Origin of the sequence: Microcoleus sp. B9-D4 (assembly GCF_036705105.1) — a bacterium.
In the GTDB taxonomy this organism is placed as follows: Bacteria; Cyanobacteriota; Cyanobacteriia; order Cyanobacteriales; family Microcoleaceae; genus Microcoleus.
Map to the genome: position 1 here is coordinate 18,321 of NZ_JAUBTS010000064.1, position 18,559 is coordinate 36,879.

Consider the following 18,559-nt stretch of genomic DNA (forward strand, 5'->3'; position numbering starts at 1 on the left):
TCGCACCCTACGTTTTAGATAGGCATCTTTTCTGGTGTAAGATGGATCTCGGAGCCGCCCGTCCTGCGTAAATTATCCGATTGATTATACAATAAATAGTTAACCTCATTAGCCAACCATTCGTTAAACAGATTGTGCAATATTTCTTGATACCGTTCAGGGGTTAATTCCGCCGGGAGAAACTTTTCAACCAGGAACAAGTGATATCCTAGCTCTGTTTCAATTGGACGAATTACTTCTCCGGGTTTAGCGCTAAATACGGCGACGGCTATGTCTGGTTTTAAACCCCACCGATAAACCTTGCCTTGGCAACCGCATATATGCCGACGATTTTCGTCAATATCGTAAAGGTGAGCGGCATCAAAAAAGCTGATTTCTCCTTCTTGAATTTGATAAAATAGTTCTTGAGCAAGCTGCGGGCTGGCAACAACTATTTGATAAAGAATTATTTGATCGAATTGCAATTTGTTTTGAACAAAAATCTTTTCTACTTCTTTGCTGAACAAGTGTTCGGCTAGTTTTTGGGCAAGGAGCCGATCGCAAATTCCGGCTTCTAAATCTTCTACAGAAATCATCTGATCGACCAGCCAAGCAATCGTATCCGCCGCTTTCTCCAAACGCTTCTCGCGGCGGAGTTGGTCGCCCTCTGCTTGAATTTCTTCGGGAGTCACAGTTAACCCCCGTTCCCGGCTGGCTTTCTCAATAACTTTTTTCTGCAAAACCTTTTGACTAAATGTCTTTATTTGCTGCTGTTGTCTGAGTAGTTCGATGATTTCACTTGCTTCTATCAATGGCCCGTAAAAGTCCTTCATCTTTCTCTCTCAACCTATATAAATTTATTAACTTCATCCCCCAACGATTCCTGTGGGGTAGTTGGTGTTAACGGTTAACGGTTAGCTACAAGATGTCATTTGGCAAACTAATAAAATCAGCATTGCTCAAAGTTGTGGCACCCGCTGCGTTAACTGTTCCCAAAACAACAGCTAAAATTCGATCGCCATTATTTGAACTAAACTTGAGCAGAGTCGCGTCTGTCGTACCGGAACCGTCAGTATCAAACGCCACGAGTGTCAAGTCTGCTACCGAAAGCCCCCCTATCAGCCCAATTCGATCGCCTTGAGCGGGATTGAAATCAACGACTCGATCGGCTAACAAAGGATTAGCTGCTGCACTCGCTGTTTCGGGTTGAAATGCAAAGGTATCAGCGCCGCTACCTCCAATCAATGTATCGGTGCCGAAGTCGCCACAAAGAAAATCGTCGCCGTTGCCACCACTGAGCAAATCTTGACCTTTTCCTCCCCGCAAAGTGTCGTTTCCATCGCCTCCATCGATCGCATCATCACCTCTGTTACCTGTGACAATATCGTCGCCGCTTCCTGCAAAAATTTGATCGATCCCGCTACCGCAAATAATCACATCGCTCTCGTTGGTGCCGAGCCAATATCCGTCGCCATTGCTGTCATAGCTGATAGTTAATGCGCCCGGATAGTTTTCTGGGGCGACCATTTCTGGAGGCGGGGTTGTGTCAGCATTGCTGTTGTTCGTATTGTGATTGGGAAGTGCGATCGAATTATTGCTGTTACTGTTATCTGTGGGATTAGAAGTGCTCGCGCTGCTGTCACCACCACCCGTACCGATCGCATCCTCATTATTTGAGGGTGTTGGCGGTGTTGGCGGTGTTGGCCCTGGTGTTGGCGCTGGTGCTGGCGCTGGCGCTGGCGCTGGCGCTGGTGCTGGCGCTGGTGTTGTGATGTTAGTTGTGATGTTAGTTGTGATGTTAGTTGTGATGTTAGTTGTTGGTGGATCGCCTGTAGTAGCGGTTGCTTCTGCACTGCCAGAAGTAGCTCCCGGAGTATAGGCTGTCTGATTGCTAGTGCTACTGCCTGTGGGGGAAGTTACTGTCGCGCTGCTGTTGTTAGTAACACCTTGATTATTGGCGATCGAGCTCGTTTCGCTCGAACTGCTACTCTCTGAAGGCGCTGGCGCTGGTGCTGGTGCTGGTGCTGGTGCTGGTGCGGGCGCTGGTGCTGGTGCTGGTGCTGGTGCTGGCGTTGGTGCGGGCGCTGGTGCGGGCGCTGGTGCTGGTGCTGGTGCTGGTGCTGGTGCTGGTGCTGGTGCTGGTGCTGGCGCTGGTGCTGGTGCTGGTGCTGGTGCGGGCGCTGGTGCGGGCGCTGGTGCGGGTGCGGGTGCTGGTGCGGGCGCTGGTGCGGGCGCTGGTGCGGGTGCGGGTGCGGGTGCTGGTGCTGGTGCGGGCGCTGGTGTTGGCGCTGGTGTTGCTGCTGTGGCGCTAGTAGTTGGCGGAGTATCTAAACCACTGCTAGCTGAGGCGCTCGCACTGCTAGAAGTGCCACCGGGAGTCGATGCTGTCTGAGTGCTGGTGCTGCTGCTGTTCCCTGTCGGAGAAGTCGCTGTCGCGCTGCTGCTGGCACCGCTGCTATCTCCTAACGGTGCAGGTGCAGGTGCAGGTGCAGGTGCAGGTGTTGGTGTTGGTGCCGGTGTTGGTGCCGGTGTTGGTGTTGGTGCCGGTGTTGGTGCCGAAGCTGTGGCACTTGTCGTCGGAGAAGCCCCCGACGAGGCTGTAGCGCTGCCGCTGCTCGAGGTGGCTCCCGGAGTATAGACTGTTTGGCTGCTGTTGCTAGATTCTCCTGTAGGGGAAGTGGCTGTCGCGCTGCTTGTACTGCCTGCACCGCTGTCGGAAGTGGATGAAGTGGATTGGGCAGAACTGCTGCTGCCTCCTGAAGCCTCGCTGGGAGTAGAAATGTTAGAACTGTTAGCTGTTGGGGCTGATTCTGAAGATGCTGAATAGTTAGTAGGTTCACTACTACTTGCACCAGTTCCACCCGCTAACAAGCTAGAGCCACTTGGACTGCTGCTACCGACCGTTAGGGTAGGAGGAGCAGATGCGTCTAATTGAGGCATCGCTGTTAATCTCCTTAAAATTTGTTTTAAGCTGGATAAATCAACTGAAGATTGCTCTGGGTCAAAGCAATGGAGCTATACATTTTTATTGTGATTTTATTACCCTATCGAGATAATAAAAATTATTTAATTTCTATTATTCACGGAATCTAGTTTCGGAAATTGGGAAATGACGGCGGAGTGTAGGCGATCGCAAATACCTGACCGTAACCAACCGCTAGAGAACCACCGTAAGGCGAAGATACTGCCCAAGACTGAGAATTAGCAGCAGTTGAGGTGAATGCACCGATCGCGGAGCTAAAAACACTGATATCGACTGAAGCAAAACCGCCAACTATATTGCCTTCGTCAGAAATTTTCTCCAAATATGTCAAATCCTCAATTCTCATTGATTTTTACCTTTATCTGATTATTATTCTTGGATACGGCTGTATTTTTGACTTGAAAAATGTGTAATTCTATCGTTCCGCTGCCAGTAGTGCGGACTTAATTATACTAGCAGCGGGCGACTGAATTCCTAATCGGAAACCGATACGGAAAATGCACCGGATGAACTCGAAAAAGGAGTCGTAAATGTGCTGGTAGCAGCCTTGGTAAATGAGCCATAACCGATCGCACCGGCACCAGCGTCGGCTACCGCTACGTTACCAATTGCTAGACCAGCAGTCAGTGAAATGAAAGAAACTTTGCCGACAATCAAATCAAATTCAGTGAAACCGCCTTCGATTCTGGTTGCTTCGGAAACAACTTCGACATGGTTCAGGTCAGAGATAATCATGGTTTTTTCCCTTTACTATTGCAGGTTTGTTTGACTAAAAAACTGTGTAATTCTATCGTTTAGCTGCCAGTAGTTCGGACTTATTTAACTAGCAGCATTTGACTGAATTCCTAATCGGAAACCGATACGGAAAATGCACCGGATGAACTCGAAAAAGGAGTCGTAAATGTGCTGGTAGCAGCCTTGGTAAATGAGCCATAACCGATCGCACCGGCACCAGCGTCGGCTACCGCTACGTTACCAATTGCTAGACCAGCAGTCAGTGAAATGAAAGAAACTTTGCCGACAATCAAATCAAATTCAGTGAAACCGCCTTCGATTCTGGTTGCTTCGGAAACAACTTCGACATGGTTCAGGTCAGAGATAATCATGGTTTTTTCCCTTGTTGGTTAACTGCTTGCTCGAAGCAATCTTGTTTGCTTTCGATGTACCTAATATATCTGGACTAATTAGAGCTGTGTTGCCAATTTGGCAGATTTGTGGAAAATTAAAATGTAAACTTCACTTCATAAATATTTGTATTTCTTTTGGTCAAAAGCTACAGAAAATCGATGTATTTTGACAGAGAAAAACCAGCCTCGTTTTATTATCTATTGACGAGACTGGAAGATTGTAGTATAGGGCTCACTTGATAAGTTGTATTGACAAAGACTGCCCCGGCAAAACCGCAGAAGTTACAGGTCAAACGATTTTAGATTTTAGATTAAAGAATTGAATCAACGTAAAACGTTATTATCTTAGATAGCCGACTTCTTAAAGAAGTCGGGTATCTGGGTATTCCGTTTTTTTAGGTTGACCTACTTAACAAAGTATTAGGTACGATCGCCACAGAGTGTTGCCATTTTGGCAGATTTATCGGAAGTGCGGATGTTCAATACTGAAAAACCCGATCGCCCGCGGTGAGTCAACCAAAAAACATGTACACCCAACGCCCGCAACCGGGTTGTCGGTCAATCGACTAAATTACTTACCCGCCCAATTAAACCAGCGCGTCTTAAATCCAGCAAAAAATCCTTGATTGTGAACATCAACCGCCAACGGCGAGATAGGTGAACCTGGGCCGACTACTTCAGCTACAAAACCTGCGGTATCTGAGTGCAACTCGCTACCAATCTGAATTGCATCACCCCCTCGAACTCCGGCTCGTTTTTCCCTCACCACTTCCACATAATCTAAATCCGCAATTTTGCTCAGCGCCGGCTGAGTTTCCGATTTCCTCGTTTGACTGTTTTCCTTCAGCAAGCGGTTGGAAGTACGGTAAGGGATATAGTCGAGAGGGTTGTAACCCGTGCACCGCAAAAGTAAAAAACAAGCCCAAGAATACTTTCCTGCCAGAATCGCTGAAATTATCTCATCCAATTGTTCGGGTTTGATTCCAACTTGAGGATGATTAGCAGAATGGTGAAATTGGGAATTCATAGTTTTATCCTGTTTTTTGTAAATTAGTTGACTGTTGACTGTTGACTGTTGACTGTTGAGTGGAAAGCTAATAACAACTGACTACTGACTACTGACTACTGACTACTGACTACTGACTAATGACTAATTTCTACAAACTCATGCCGCCCTTTTGTAGCTGCTTGAGAGGGTCAAGCAAAATGTCGGCTATGCTGCGCTGGCGGATGACAATTTCCGCAGTAGCTGTTTGGCCAGCTTTGAGTTTCCAGGTTTGATTTTTGGCTTTCACTGAGTCTCGATCGACACTCACTTCCACCCGGTAAAAAACACCCAATCGCTCGTCGGTTTTGGCATCCGGCGAAATAGATAAAACTTTTCCCGGAATCACGCCGTAATTTTGATAAGGAAAAGCATCGAATTTGACTTGCACCGGCATTCCGGTTTTGACAAATCCCGCTTCTCGGTTCGGCAAACTGACTTCCAGCACTAGCGGAGCGTGATTCGGAGTCATTTCTGCAATAGTTTGACCCGGTTGAACAACTTCGCCTTTGTTGTGAATGTTGAGTGCGGAAATCACTCCGCTGACGGGTGCGTAGAGAAATCTTTGTTTGAGCTTATTTTTGGCTTGATCTAGCAGGGTTTGGGTTTCGGCAATTTTGGATTTGACTTGATTTAATTGCATTTCCAACTGCTGAATTTTTTGCTCTTTTTCTAACTGCGTTTGGCGCGCTGCGGCTTGTTTGCTGGCGGCTTCGGCTTGCAGCCGATCGACTTCTGCCAATTGTTGAGTTAATTCACCTTGGGTTCTAGAAATGGCGCTAGTTTGATCGCGCAAATTTTGCTCGACTTCAAACAGCCTTTCCTTAACCACAGTTGCATCAGAGAGTTGACTCCTGATGGCAGCACTTTGCCTGTCGCGAACGGTTTGCTCGACTTCAAAGGCGCGATCGTCAGCCTGAGTGGTCTCCCCCAACTGGCTTCTAATCACGGCATTTTCGCTTTCTCGTAGAGCTTCCTCAGCTTGAAACAATACGTCTTTTGACAGAGCTCCTTCATCTACCAAAGGTTTGAGACGCGCGATCCGCTCTTTGTGAGCCACCACCTTTGCTTGCAACCCGGCCAGCAATTCTTGAGTCTTGCGTTGCAATGGTTTCACCTGATCGCGCCGCCCTTGCTGGGAATTAATATCTGTTTTCAGTTGCGAGAGCAAGTCTTGTACATTGTTTTCCAGAGGTTTGAGCTGTTGTTGCCGCGCTTGCTGAGACACTACATCTGCTTGCAATTGCTCGATTTGAGACTGCGTGGTGGCCGCTGAAGCGATCGCACGGGCGATCGCAGCTTCAGCCCCCCGCTGTTCTGCTGCTGCAATAGCTTGGCTCGCTTCAACTTCCAGTTTAGTTCTCTCGATCGAACTCATCTCTTGCATCAATTGAATCCGATAAGAGTCCAGAATTTTATCAAGACGCTCCACCTCGCTCTGAGCATTCGACGGGTCTAATTCGGCCAATAATTGTCCAGCTTTGATTTTTTGACCTTCTTTGATAGCGAGGTTAATAATTTTTCCCGTCTCCGTCGGGTGAATTTTGTAAACAGCGCCTTTGGGAACTAATTTGCCCTGAGCATGACCAACCTCGTCAATTTTTCCCAAAGTTGCCCACGCTCCAAAAGCTACGGAAAAAACCATTCCTCCTAATATCAACCGCTGCGGAAAAGATACTGGCGGCTGGTCGAGTACCGAGTGCAAAGAAGTAGACCAATTATTAGCATCTGGCTGCCGTAACTTGGCAATATTGATACCGTCATGAATTTTATATGAGCGATTTTGAGATTCGACTACTTCTAAAGAGCGGTCTTTTTTTCGGGCTTCGTTTTCTTGCCTAGAAGCTACGCCCCCATAAACTTCGCCTATTTCGTTAGGAGCGTGGCCTAATTCTTTGGCATCTTCTGAAAACATTGTATTTCCTCCAAATTAGTCTGTTGACTGTTGGCAGTTGACCGTTGTTAGGAGCTATCAGTCAGGAGTCAGAAGTTAGGAGTCAGGAGTCAGGATTCAGGAGTCAGTGAAAATGATATTTAGTCTTGTGTTGGTTGCTAATGACTAATGACTAATGACTAATGACCAATGACCAATGACTAATGACCAATGACTAATGACCAATGACTAATGACCAATGACTAATGACTAATGACCAATAACTAATGACTAATGACTTAAATATCGAGTTGTTGCTGAGCGAGGTGATAGTAAAGTCCGCGTTCAGCCATCAATTCATCGTGGTTGCCTTGTTCGGCTAAAATGCCTTTGTCTAAAACCAAAATTCGATCGGCATTACGCACCGTAGACAACCGATGAGCGATAATAAACGCAGTGCGATCGCGACTAATGCGGGCGAGATTTTGTTGAAACCTGCGCTCAGATTCGGTATCCAGCGAAGAAGTTGCTTCATCCAAAACCAAAATCCGGGGATCGCCCAACAAAGCGCGGGCGATCGCAATTCGTTGTCGCTGGCCCCCAGACAAACTCGTTCCCCTTTCCCCCACAGGAGTTTGATAACCCAGCGGCATATCTTGAATAAAAGCATGAGCTTCTGCTAGCTTCGCGACTTCTATCGCCTGTTCCAAGCTTGCAGAACCAGCATCGTTTCCGTTTTTATACAGCGTAATATTTTCCAAAATCGTTCCCGAAAACAAGAAACAATCTTGAGGAACAACACCCAACTGAACTCGCAGCGACTGCAAAGAAATATGCCGAATATCGTGGCCGTCAATGGTCAGCCGCCCCTTTTCTGGATAATAGAAACCTTGCAGCAGCTTTACCAAAGTGCTCTTACCGGAACCGCTGCGGCCGACAATTGCCACAGTTTCTCCAGCTTGCACCTCAAAGGAAAGATTTTGCAGCGTATTGCGTTCCTCATCCTGAGCATAACGGAAAGAAACATTGTCAAACTTGACGTTTCCCTGAATGCGAGGCAGCACCAGCATTGGCTTGTAAGGGCTTTCTTCAGGTTGGGCAGAGAATACATCATCCAAACGCTCGATCGAAACCAGCACTTCTTGAAACTCATCCCAAAGTCCCACCACTGAAAGCACAGGAGAAATCACGCTCCCAATCATCATATTAAAAGCCACAAATTGACCGATCGTCAACTCGTCCTGAATAACCAGCATTGCCCCGTACCACAGCAAAGCCGTGCTGCCCAAAGTATTAATCCCACCCCCGATCACCTGCAAAGAATTAGCCAACTTCTGCCCGCGAAATTTAGCATTAATCATGCAGGTTAATTGGTCTTCCCAGCGCCAGCGCATTTCTCGCTCAGCAGCAGTTGCCTTAATCGTCGCCACCCCAGTAATCATTTCCACCAAAGATGAATTTTGTTTAGCACCTTCGTTAAAAATCTCCCGCGACACTTTTCGCAGGAATGGAGTTGCGACTAAAGTCAAAATCACGATCGGCGGAATCAAAGCCAGCACCAACAAAGCCAGACGCCAGTTATAGTAAACCATCAGTCCGATGTAAACTACAGCCATCAAAGCATCCAACCAAGCCGTAATAGCTTGGCGAGTCAAAAATGCCTGAATTTTTTGATTTTCCTGAACCCGCGTCAAGATATCGCCCACCTGACGAGATTCAAAAAACTTGATCGGCAAACTGAGAGTGTGACTGATAAAGCCGCTAATTAAAGTCAGGTCAATGCGGTTCGACAAATAATCCAGCAAATACTGTCTCGTTACACCCAACAGCGTTCGCCAAACACTAAACAGCAGCAGTCCTAGCGCAAAAACGTGCAGAGTTACTATGCTTTTGCTGACAACCACTTGGTCGAGAATTACTTGGGTAAATAGGGGAGTAACTAGACCAAATATTTGGAGCAACAAGGAGAGGATCAGAATTTGGGCGATCGCAGCCCGGTAGGGCCAGACTAGGCCAACAAAATTTTTAAGTTTGATCCCTTGATGTTCGGCAGTGTGATTGCGGTATAGTTCCGCTGTCGGGTCTAAAATTAGGGCGTACCCAGTCCAATTTTCGGTAAAACTTTTAATGCTCATCCACCGCTTGCCCGCAGCCGGATCAGCCACTAAAACCTGTTGATTTTTAAAGCGGTAAACTGCCACGTAGTGATTGCCTTGCCAGTGAGCAATCCAGGGATTTTGATTTCGCAGGGGAGTTAAAGAAGCTCGCACGGGACGGGTTTGAAATCCCATCCTTTCCGCTGCTTTTGCCAGACTCTTGAGCGACGCGCCGCTGCGGCCGATTTCTGCCAATTCCCGCAAGTAATTTAGGCTGAATTTTTTACCCCAATATTCGCTAATCATCGCTAAGCAAGTAGCTCCACAATCTGCTGCGCTCTGTTGTTGAATGAATGGGTGTCTGCTGCTAAACCAGCGGCGCTGCTTGGGTTTGGGAAAGCTGATGATTCCGGCTACGGGTTTTTGCTGAGCAAGAGCGGTTAATTTTGATGGCTCGGTTTGTGAGGTAGATCTGGCATCTTGGGGCGGCGTTACTAAGCTTAAAATTGGAGGTTTGCGGATGATTTTAGGGCGGGAATTACTTTCGGAACTAATTGTGGCTTGGGCGATTTCCCACTGTTCGCTGCTAAGCTGGTAAATTAGCAGATCTGTTACCGCTCTCCAGTCGCTCTTTACGTCTGAATGTTCCCAGTTACTGCCGATAATTCGCGGTGCTTGACCTTGAATTTGACCGCTGCGGAGCCAAAAAATATTGTTGGAGTTTTGGCAATGCTCAGCGAGGGAAACTCCGGCAGGAATTCGGATTTCTTCTATGTAAGGAAGTAAGTGCGGCCACAGAAGCTGTTGTTGGTGGGGAGGGAGCGATCGCAAATCTGTTTGTGTCTTGAAAAATATTAACCGCTGTCGCTCTTGAAATTCTTGCCGCCAGTGCTGTTGCAGTTGCGGGAATTCCTCTAAAATAAGCTCCAATGTGGTAGCCGCAATTCGACCGATTTGGCAAGTCCCAGCCGCAATTGCCCTGTAAGGCAGTCCGCTTTCAATAAATAAATTATCTGTCCCAAATATTGCTCCGACTTCCAGTACCACCGCCGAAATCTCCTGCTGTTGGGACGCTTCTACCGCTAGCAGCCTGACTCTTCCCTCGCCAACTAAATAAAAATTGCGATCGCTCTGTTCTTTTTTAACGAAATTGTTGCTATTATCTGATGTTTGATATTGAGTGATTTCATCTCCGAGCTGAAACTCGCAAATTTCACAGGCTTTATTTAATTTTGCCACTAATGTCGGCCCTGCACCGACTTCCTCGAAAATTTTCTGAATAGCCGGGAATTTTTCCAAGGCTTCTCGGGTTTTAACAATGTGATTTTCCACCCCTAAATTTTTTTTCATAACTTACCCTGTCAAAAAAGTGTTTCAATTTTTTTGAATTACAACTAACCCGGTTATGAGCAATTTTTATTGGTTTAGTTGCAATTTAGTTGGCTTAAAAACTGTTTGTCGATATGTCCGACTAACACCCCTGAGTTACGACATCCCTTCAACGCCTTTAGGATATATAAAATTGCGTTCTTTCAGGATTTTGCGGTGATTACGTAAGTATGGTTTTGGCTGGCTCTCAGTTTAACTTACAGAATCGTGATTTTGGCTACCTTTAAGGGTAATCTTTACCTAATCTTTATAAATTTACCGTAATTCTACGGAAATTTATGAAGATTGTGTGAAGTTGCGAAGGCAACTGTTGTGGCCGGTATACGTATATATACGCAAAAATTTACATTCAAGATTCAAAAACCATCAATTTTTGACGCTTGTTTGTGAAGTCCAGATTCCGCACATTGTAAAGAAATATTGATGGCTGTTAATTTGTAGCAGTAATTCAAGCAAATAATTGACCATCTAATCTCGGTATGTAACGAATTAAAGTAAAGTGGAAAATTCTGCTGTTGATAACGGCTTTCCATTTGGGGGTGACTTCTGTGAGGGCCCAAACCCATCACTATCGCTACCCATCACTATCAATCTAAACCCCGATTAAAAGTATCGGTTTCTCTGCTTAAGGAATTTTGTGCGATCGCACTCAGTGTATGTGTTCTCCAACATGGAATAGTGTAGAATCCAACAACCAACTCAGGAAATTGTCGAACCTGCTTTACAAAAACTGGATATGATGATTGTCATGCCGACGGGCGGTGGCAAGTCTTTGTATTTTCAATTACCGACACTGTTGAAACCAAGATTGACGGTGCTGATTTGGCGGTTAATTGCTGTGATGCAATGCCAGACACTTGTGGCGAGTAATTAACTATGCAGAATCCAGCGATTGCCACCGCACAATCGAGTTAAATTATTTGGGGGATTTATTTCCAGGAAATTGCGGCAATTGCGACAACTGTTGCCATCAAAAACCAGTAGAAGACTTGACAATTGAGGCCATAAAATTTCTTTCTGGCGTGGCGAGGTGCCAATAAAATTTGGTCATCAATCCCATTATATAGCAATCCTTGCAGGAGTCGTAAATTTTTTACCCCACCCGAACCCGCTGGGAGTCCGTAAGAAATTCACAAATGATGCGAGGATTGCTATAGACGTGCTGCGCGGTTCTAAAAATAAAAAATTTTTGCAAGGCCAGCACCACGACCTTTCTATTTATGGAATTGATCAAGACTGAAGTATAGACGATTGATGGGAGGAAGGCTACTCTTCGGCACATCTTAGCCGTATCATCTGTTGTTTAATTCACCCTACTTCATGCCGTTTCACCTGAGTTCGGGTCAGTCAAGGCAACTGCTAGTAATTGAGCAGCCTGCACGTTACTCATTGCGACTTCCCAAATGCCTTTTGCACAATAGCTGTAAAAGTTACGAACAGGCAGAAACAATGAAAGCTACTGGTAAGGTGTATACAATTGATTTGGCTGGAAATCAGTATCAAAGCCCTCGCTACTTGCAAAGTCGGGCCAGGATTAACTCCCTCATCGACCATTATATGTCATTGGAAGTTTTGAGCGATCGACTTTCGGATCTCCCCCGGCAATTTTCCACCCCGCATCCCCGCCCTTGGGAACCCATAGATTGGCAAGGAATCAATTGCGACCAAATTATTGGTGTCAAGCCAGAAATATTTTTGCAAATTTTAGCAAGTGCGGCAGAAATTGAAGCTCCCATCCGCAGTTACGGTAGAGAAAGTTGGTGCTACTTACAGCATATTTACCCGCAAATGGCGCGGTTTATGGGAGGAATTTTTGATGCCAACGGCAACATTCTAGAGATAGGTGTCTGGGAAAAAGAAGAACGCCAACATTGCCCGACATTTAGGAAAATTTACCAGCAACTTACAGCCGAAAAACTGCAAGTTAAACCGAACTCTGTGAATGGCTGTCAATCCACAGGTGACGCTTGGCAAGATACCTACAAACACGTGATTAGTCGCCTGAGTACCGAGTGGGGAGCTACTTCTGTTTATTTATGGTTGATGGTACACTCAACAGGATCGTTGCAACAGGCAATTTCTCAGCCTTTACAGGATGAAATCAATCATTTGGCTAAGTTTTGGGGTTTCAGCCGCTGGGCATTCTCCCAGAGTTATTTTAATCAACTGAAAGGCTCTACCAAAAACCTGATTGCTTTGCTGAAACACCATCAGATTGAACGCACGCACGGCAATGATGTGTTTAATACTTCACTCAGTCTCAAACAGCTTTCTTTGGTGTTGGAATTGACTTTTACATTCACGCGAGTGATGGTGCGCCTGCGGCGCTGGAACCGCGAGATCAGTCGCAGTTATCTAAGACATTTGTTTGGTACTGCGCCGATGGTTGATGCACCGCGCAAGGTCGCTTAAATAGGACTTATGCGGAGCAATTTTTATACTATTTGTGGGGAGAAGGTGGGGTGTGCTTCGCCCTACAGATAGTGTCTGTGGGTAAGTCATGTTAACAAAATTAAACCCGAATTGCCAAATTAAAAGATCGCACTTCAGAGACAATTGAAATTAAAAGGTAGTATAAATCATGCAAATTACGATCAACCTTCCCGACAATCTCCCCCTGACTGAAGCCGATGTGAGGATAGAATTGGCGATCGTACTTGAGCGACAACACAGCCTCCGTACCTCCCTCTAGTAAATTATGGTTCCCATTTACAGATAGACTCTGGCTTGAGCGGGCAAGTTTTGGGAGCGATTGGATTTCCGCTGAGGCTGAGTTCAGTCAGTTTAGTCAAAGATGCTAGCGGTTTGATGTCGCCGAGCTGATTGTCGTGGAGGTCGAGCACAGTCAGGTTAGTCAAGGATGCTAGTGGTTTGATATCGCTGATTCGATTGTTGTAGAGGAAGAGCCAAGTCAGGTTAGTCAAGGATGCTAGTGGTTTGATATCGCTGATTCGATTGTTGATGAGGGTGAGCGAAGTCAGGTTAGTCAAGGATGCTAGCGGTTTGATGTCACCGATCGGATTTAAGCTGAGGTAGAGATTAGTCAGGTTAGTCAAGGATGCTAGTGGTTTGATATCGCTGATTCGATTGTTGCCCAGTTGGAGCTCTTTTAGGTTAGTCAAGGATGCTAGTGGTTTGATGTCGCCGAGCTGATTCTCGTTGAGGTAGAGATTAGTCAGGTTAGTCAAGGATGCTAGCGGTTTGATGTCACCGATCGGATTTAAGCTGAGGGAAAGCCAAGTCAGGTTAGTCAAAGATGCTAGTGGTTTGATGTCGCCGAGCTGATTGTCGTGGAGGTAGAGCTCCTTCAGGTTAGTCAAGGATGCTAGCGGTTTGATATCGCTGATTCGATGGTTGCCGAGGTAGAGTTGCGTGAGACTCGAAAGTTTTCGATCGGCGGCATCGCACTCATTAGTCTTTGCTTCCTTCAACAGCACCTCAACAGTATATTTACCTTCAGGACTCAAATCAGCTTTTTGGCGACACCAATCGGCAAATGTTCGTCTACTGTTTCCCGGTTGCGTCTGTGCAACTTCGGCGAAAATTACATTTCCAGATAATGCTACGATCGCACTCAAAGCAACTACTATTAACTTTCGTAAATTCATGTATTTCGGTGCAACTATAACTGTCATCATTTTGTATCTCTAATTGTCCGAATAGACAATAGCAAGTTTACAAACTGTCACGACACTGCCACAAAGTTCTAAAATAACTGTGATATTAAACTAATAGCCAATAATTTTATCTCCGAAAACTCAGTCAGGAAAATACCCTATGAACAGCACAGCATCTTACACATCATCTCAAATGACCGATCGCGATCGCGCGAACCTCAGCAAGCTAATCGATTACAGTTCCATTCGATCGATACCCGAAATTTGGGCGATCGTCAAACAAAAATTCGGTCAAACCGTCGCCCTCCACGACCCCCACACCCAGCCAGAAATCAAACTCACCTACACCGACCTCTACCAGCAAATCCAGCAATTCGCCGCCGGCCTCCAAGCCCTCGGCATCGAACCAAATCCCGAAGAAGCAGTCCCTCCCCGCGTCGCCCTCTTCGCAGACAACAGTCCCCGGTGGCTGATAGCCGACCAAGGTATCATGATGGCCGGGGCCGCCAACGTGGTTCGAGGCGCCACCGCCGACCCTCAAGAACTCCTGTACATCATCCAAGACAGCGGCAGCACCGCCTTGGTAGTCGAAAACCTGGCATTACTGAAAAAACTGCAACACCGCCTCCCTGATTTGCCCATTCAACTCATCGTCCTCCTCTCCGACGAAGAACCGGAAACCAGCCAAACCCTAAGCACAGTCAAATTTTCCCAAGTGATGACCACAGGGGCCAACCGTCCCCTCAAACCCACCAACCACAAGCCTCAAACCCTCGCCACCCTCCTCTACACCAGCGGCACCACCGGCAAACCCAAAGGCGTCATGCTGACTCACGGCAACCTGCTGCACCAACTCAACACCTTGGGCACAATTCTCCAGCCCGAAGGCGGCGACGGCGTTCTCAGCATTCTGCCCAGTTGGCACGCCTACGAACGCAGCGTCGAATACTTCCTGCTTTCCCAAGGATGCACGCAACTTTACACCAATATTCGCTATTTCAAACAAGACTTTAAAACTTACAAACCCCAGTACATGGTCAGCGTTCCGCGCATCTGGGAATCGATTTACGAGGCAGTACAAAAGCAGTTTCGGGAACAGCCACCTAACAAACAAAAATTGGTGAATTTCCTGTTATCTTCCAGCCAGCAATACATCGAGAACCGCCGCATTTTCCAAGGATTAACTCTCAGTTTGAAACCGGCTTCTGCTTCCGAAAAACTAATCGCCCGCACCAAAAGCATTCTGTTGTCGCCCGTGCACGCCCTCGCCGAAAAACTGGTTTACCAAAAAGTCAGGGAAGCTACAGGGGGACGCTTAAAATGGGCGATTAGCGGTGGCGGTTCTTTGGCCGCGCATATAGACAATTTCTTTGAAATAGCGAATATCGGTTTGTTAGTGGGATATGGTTTAACCGAAACGTCCCCGGTTTTAACCGTCCGCCGCCCTTGGCACAATCTTAAAGGTTCCGCAGGACAGCCGATCGCCCATACGGAAATTAAAATAGTAGACCCCGAAACCAGACAGCAACTGCCCACAGGCCAGCGCGGTTTAGTATTGGCGCGGGGGCCGCAAATTATGCAGGGCTATTATCTTAATCCCCAAGCGACTGCCAAGGCGATCGACTCCGAAGGCTGGTTCGACACCGGCGATTTGGGCTGGCTGACACCGGGAAACGACTTAATCTTGACCGGGCGGGCCAAAGATACGATCGTCCTCACCAACGGCGAAAACATCGAACCCCAGCCCATAGAAGACGCCTGCCTCCGCAGCCCCTACATCGACCAAATTATGCTAGTAGGTCAAGACCAGAAATCCGTCGGCGCCTTAATTGTCCCCAATGCAGAAGCCGTGCAGAAATGGGCAGAAACTCAGAATCCCCCATTACACGAAATTGACTGGAATAGCAAGACAATTCAAGATTTATTCCGCAAAGAATTGAACCGAGAGGTGCAAAATCGCCCTGGATACCGCGCGGACGATCGCATCGGCCCGTTCCGGTTGATTCAGGAGCCATTTTCGATGGAAAATGGAATGTTGACCCAGACCCTGAAAATTAAGCGCCCGGTTGTGACGCAACACTACCGCGATATGATTGACGGGATGTTTTGAAATATTCGCTGGACTTGGGGAATGGAAAAGAAAAAATTATCCCAACACCCGAGTCCCGAATCCGAGTCCTCAGTCCTGGGCCATTAGTTCATGTTTACAAACTAATGACTAATGCCTAATTCCTAATTGACAAGCAACAACTTTATGGAACCACAATTACTCTTGAAGCGATCGATTAACGTTAAAGTCGTCGTTACTCCCCGCTGGAAAGAAGAAGCTCAACAGCAACTCCAAGCCCAAATCAACCAAATAGACTCTCAGCTACAACAGTTAGAAATGCAAGGGCAGCGGATGATTTCAGAAATCCAAAAGCAAAATCTGCAGCCCCCAGGCCCGCAAGTAATGCAGCAAATAGAAAATATTCAAGTGCAGGTGAATCAAAGAAAAAGCGAACTGCTAGAACAGAAAAACCAAAATCTGCAACAGCTTCAGCAAGTGCAGGTGCTAGACCTGGAACAAGAAGTGAGTCAAGGTCAAATTGACGGCACGTTCACTGTCGGGCTCGGAGAAAACTTGATTCAAAAAATGCAAGTAGAAATTCTCCTCCGCGACGGAATAGTCGAAGAAATTCGAGGTGATATTTAGAAATTGGTAAGTGGTAATTGGCGATCGGTAATTGGCAATTGATTTTGAGTCAACAGTCACACATCAAGAATGCGAGAGACTGGCATAATAAGTATTGCCGGTGGCCGATCGCCAATTATCAATTGCCAAATACCGATTACCTATTACCAACACAAAAGGACTTTTTACAGATGATTCGCGAAGTTTTCATGCCAGCCCTGAGTTCTACCATGACAGAGGGCAAAATTGTTTCCTGGGTCAAATCCGCCGGAGACAAAGTAGAAAAAGGCGAAACGGTGGTAGTTGTTGAATCCGACAAAGCCGACATGGATGTCGAGTCTTTCTACGAAGGCTATTTAGCAATAATTATCGTACCTGCGGGCGAAGTTGCTCCGGTGGGGGCAGCAATCGCCCTCGTAGCAGAAACAGAAGCCGAAATCGCCGCAGCTCAGCAGCAAGGAGCCGCCGCCCCAAGCGCCGCCGCCCCGGCTCCCAGCCCCGCTCCTGTGAGCGCAGCTACATCCTCAGCAGGTTTGCAGCAAAATGTCAGTCGCCAAAACGGCCGCAGCATCGTTTCTCCCCGCGCTCGCAAATTAGCCAAAGAGTTTAAAGTAGATTTGAATTCTATCAAAGGCAGCGGGCCCAACGGTCGCATTGTCGCAGAGGATGTGGAAGCAGCAGCAGGCAAAGCTCAACCAGCTCCGGTTCAGCAAGCGGTAACAGTCCCCGCAGCACCGGCACCCGCAGCACCCACCCCCGCCGCAGCGCCCGCCGCAGCCAAACCCGTACCCACACCAGTCCCAGCGATCGCACTTTCGGGCCAAAAAGTACCGATGAATGCGCTGCAAAATGCGGTGGTGCGGAATATGGAAGCAAGTTTGAGCGTGCCGTCTTTCCGCGTGGGTTACACAATTACTACTGATAATCTGGACAAACTCTACAAACAAATTAAGTCGAAGGGCGTCACGATGACGGCTATGCTGGCGAAGGCTGTAGCTGTAACTTTACAAAAACATCCTCTGCTGAATGCTTCTTATGTGGAGTCGGGAATTCAATACCGCGCTGATATTAATGTGGCGGTAGCGGTGGCGATGGATGGCGGCGGTTTGATTACGCCGGTGCTGCAAAATGCCGATCGCCTGGATATTTATTCGCTCTCCCGCACTTGGAAGGATTTAGTCGATCGCGCCCGCACCAAGCAGTTGAAGCCTGATGAATACAGCACGGGAACTTTTACTCTTTCCAATCTGGGAATGTTTGGAGTAGACAAGTTTGACGCGATTTTGCCGCCGAATCAAGGCTCGATTTTGGCGATCGGCTCTTCGCGGCCGCAAGTAGTAGCTAATGAAGATGGTTTGATGGGAGTGAAGCGCCAAATGCAGGTGAATATTACTTGCGATCACCGGATTATTTACGGTGCTGATGCTGCGTCTTTCTTGCAAGATTTAGCGAAATTGATTGAGACAAATCCTCAGTCTTTGACGCTTTAGCGATCGTCCTAAATCTCCCTTTTACTGTTATTGGCAGGAAAGGGGGATTTAGACTTAGCTTTTAATGAGATTTCTAATTTCGGAATGATTTAACCGCAGAGACCGCAGAGGACACAGAGGAAGAGAAGAGAGAGATGAATAATTCCGATACCAACGGATTTGATATTACTCGTTAATACGATGGTGCAAGTTTTGTCTATTCAACCGGCGAGGCAACCTAATACTCACGAGGTTTTGGTGTCAGTTGGTACGGATACACACAAATTTATTTTGACCACAAGTTGGT

Annotated in this window: 16 protein-coding genes; 7 read left to right on the forward strand and 9 right to left on the reverse strand. The window is 47.0% G+C overall.

The features are described from left to right. Window positions 1-14: 14 nt before the first annotated feature. The 8 genes from QUB24_RS27370 to QUB24_RS27405 form a co-directional block, all read right to left on the reverse strand. A complete protein-coding gene (locus QUB24_RS27370; RefSeq protein WP_333156748.1) occupies window positions 15-812 on the reverse strand; it encodes a peptidylprolyl isomerase in 798 nt (265 codons plus the stop codon). 85 nt (window positions 813-897) lie between these two features. After that, a complete protein-coding gene (locus QUB24_RS27375) occupies window positions 898-2,919 on the reverse strand; it encodes a hypothetical protein (RefSeq protein WP_333156749.1) in 2,022 nt (673 codons plus the stop codon). A 149-nt stretch (window positions 2,920-3,068) separates the two neighbouring features. Further along, a complete protein-coding gene (locus tag QUB24_RS27380) occupies window positions 3,069-3,308 on the reverse strand; it encodes a hypothetical protein (protein WP_333156750.1) in 240 nt (79 codons plus the stop codon). 128 nt (window positions 3,309-3,436) lie between these two features. Beyond that, entirely contained in the window at window positions 3,437-3,697 is a 261-nt protein-coding gene (locus tag QUB24_RS27385; RefSeq protein ID WP_333156751.1) for a hypothetical protein, read from the reverse strand. A gap of 110 nt (window positions 3,698-3,807) precedes the next feature. Continuing rightward, on the reverse strand, window positions 3,808-4,068 hold the full coding sequence (locus QUB24_RS27390; protein WP_333156751.1) for a hypothetical protein: 261 nt from the start codon (window positions 4,066-4,068) through the stop codon (window positions 3,808-3,810). Window positions 4,069-4,660: 592 nt separating this feature from the next. Then, window positions 4,661-5,116, reverse strand: coding sequence for a HetP family heterocyst commitment protein (locus tag QUB24_RS27395; RefSeq protein ID WP_333156752.1), 456 nt, complete (start codon window positions 5,114-5,116; stop codon window positions 4,661-4,663). 130 nt (window positions 5,117-5,246) lie between these two features. Beyond that, window positions 5,247-7,049, reverse strand: coding sequence for an HlyD family efflux transporter periplasmic adaptor subunit (locus tag QUB24_RS27400; protein WP_333156753.1), 1,803 nt, complete (start codon window positions 7,047-7,049; stop codon window positions 5,247-5,249). Window positions 7,050-7,306: 257 nt separating this feature from the next. After that, the gene (locus QUB24_RS27405; RefSeq protein WP_333156754.1) at window positions 7,307-10,453 is read right to left on the reverse strand and encodes an ABC transporter transmembrane domain-containing protein; all 3,147 of its coding nucleotides are present in this window, start codon (window positions 10,451-10,453) and stop codon (window positions 7,307-7,309) included. A gap of 745 nt (window positions 10,454-11,198) precedes the next feature. On the opposite strand from QUB24_RS27405, the gene QUB24_RS27410 reads away from it, so the two are divergent. From QUB24_RS27410 to QUB24_RS27425, 4 genes are all read left to right on the forward strand, one after another. Then, window positions 11,199-11,366 (forward strand): hypothetical protein, encoded by a 168-nt coding sequence (locus QUB24_RS27410; RefSeq protein WP_333156765.1) that lies wholly within the window; start codon window positions 11,199-11,201, stop codon window positions 11,364-11,366. After that, complete coding sequence (locus QUB24_RS27415; protein WP_333156755.1) at window positions 11,350-11,532, forward strand: RecQ family zinc-binding domain-containing protein; 183 nt, start codon at window positions 11,350-11,352, stop codon at window positions 11,530-11,532. Before QUB24_RS27410 ends, QUB24_RS27415 begins: the two co-directional genes overlap by 17 nt. 119 nt (window positions 11,533-11,651) lie before the next feature. After that, window positions 11,652-11,732 carry an RQC domain-containing protein gene (locus tag QUB24_RS27420; RefSeq protein ID WP_333156766.1) on the forward strand — a complete coding sequence of 27 codons (81 nt, stop codon included), beginning with the start codon at window positions 11,652-11,654 and terminating at the stop codon, window positions 11,730-11,732. 59 nt (window positions 11,733-11,791) lie between these two features. Beyond that, a complete protein-coding gene (locus QUB24_RS27425; RefSeq protein ID WP_333156756.1) occupies window positions 11,792-12,904 on the forward strand; it encodes a hypothetical protein in 1,113 nt (370 codons plus the stop codon). Window positions 12,905-13,188: 284 nt separating this feature from the next. Here the strand turns inward: QUB24_RS27425 and QUB24_RS27430 are convergent, their stop codons facing one another. Further along, on the reverse strand, window positions 13,189-14,130 hold the full coding sequence (locus tag QUB24_RS27430; protein ID WP_333156757.1) for a leucine-rich repeat domain-containing protein: 942 nt from the start codon (window positions 14,128-14,130) through the stop codon (window positions 13,189-13,191). A gap of 139 nt (window positions 14,131-14,269) precedes the next feature. Between QUB24_RS27430 and QUB24_RS27435 the strand changes: the two genes are divergently transcribed. From QUB24_RS27435 to QUB24_RS27445, 3 genes are all read left to right on the forward strand, one after another. Continuing rightward, window positions 14,270-16,219, forward strand: coding sequence for a long-chain fatty acid--CoA ligase (locus QUB24_RS27435; RefSeq protein WP_333156758.1), 1,950 nt, complete (start codon window positions 14,270-14,272; stop codon window positions 16,217-16,219). 144 nt (window positions 16,220-16,363) lie between these two features. Continuing rightward, window positions 16,364-16,804, forward strand: coding sequence for a YlqD family protein (locus QUB24_RS27440; protein ID WP_015179467.1), 441 nt, complete (start codon window positions 16,364-16,366; stop codon window positions 16,802-16,804). A 170-nt stretch (window positions 16,805-16,974) separates the two neighbouring features. Beyond that, on the forward strand, window positions 16,975-18,273 hold the full coding sequence (locus QUB24_RS27445; RefSeq protein ID WP_333156759.1) for a dihydrolipoamide acetyltransferase family protein: 1,299 nt from the start codon (window positions 16,975-16,977) through the stop codon (window positions 18,271-18,273). Window positions 18,274-18,559: the final 286 nt, after the last annotated feature.

Excerpts from the sequence above, each read along its gene's own strand:
- QUB24_RS27380 (WP_333156750.1), bottom strand. The coding sequence starts at position 3,308 with ATGAGAATTGAGGATTTGACATATTTGGAGAAAATTTCTGACGAAGGC.
- QUB24_RS27430 (WP_333156757.1), bottom strand. The coding sequence starts at position 14,130 with ATGATGACAGTTATAGTTGCACCGAAATACATGAATTTACGAAAGTTA.
- QUB24_RS27400 (WP_333156753.1), bottom strand. The coding sequence starts at position 7,049 with ATGTTTTCAGAAGATGCCAAAGAATTAGGCCACGCTCCTAACGAAATA.
- QUB24_RS27385 (WP_333156751.1), bottom strand. The coding sequence starts at position 3,697 with ATGATTATCTCTGACCTGAACCATGTCGAAGTTGTTTCCGAAGCAACC.
- QUB24_RS27445 (WP_333156759.1), top strand. The coding sequence starts at position 16,975 with ATGATTCGCGAAGTTTTCATGCCAGCCCTGAGTTCTACCATGACAGAG.
- QUB24_RS27440 (WP_015179467.1), top strand. The coding sequence starts at position 16,364 with ATGGAACCACAATTACTCTTGAAGCGATCGATTAACGTTAAAGTCGTC.
- QUB24_RS27395 (WP_333156752.1), bottom strand. The coding sequence starts at position 5,116 with ATGAATTCCCAATTTCACCATTCTGCTAATCATCCTCAAGTTGGAATC.
- QUB24_RS27370 (WP_333156748.1), bottom strand. The coding sequence starts at position 812 with ATGAAGGACTTTTACGGGCCATTGATAGAAGCAAGTGAAATCATCGAA.
- QUB24_RS27375 (WP_333156749.1), bottom strand. The coding sequence starts at position 2,919 with ATGCCTCAATTAGACGCATCTGCTCCTCCTACCCTAACGGTCGGTAGC.
- QUB24_RS27390 (WP_333156751.1), bottom strand. The coding sequence starts at position 4,068 with ATGATTATCTCTGACCTGAACCATGTCGAAGTTGTTTCCGAAGCAACC.
- QUB24_RS27405 (WP_333156754.1), bottom strand. The coding sequence starts at position 10,453 with ATGAAAAAAAATTTAGGGGTGGAAAATCACATTGTTAAAACCCGAGAA.
- QUB24_RS27435 (WP_333156758.1), top strand. The coding sequence starts at position 14,270 with ATGAACAGCACAGCATCTTACACATCATCTCAAATGACCGATCGCGAT.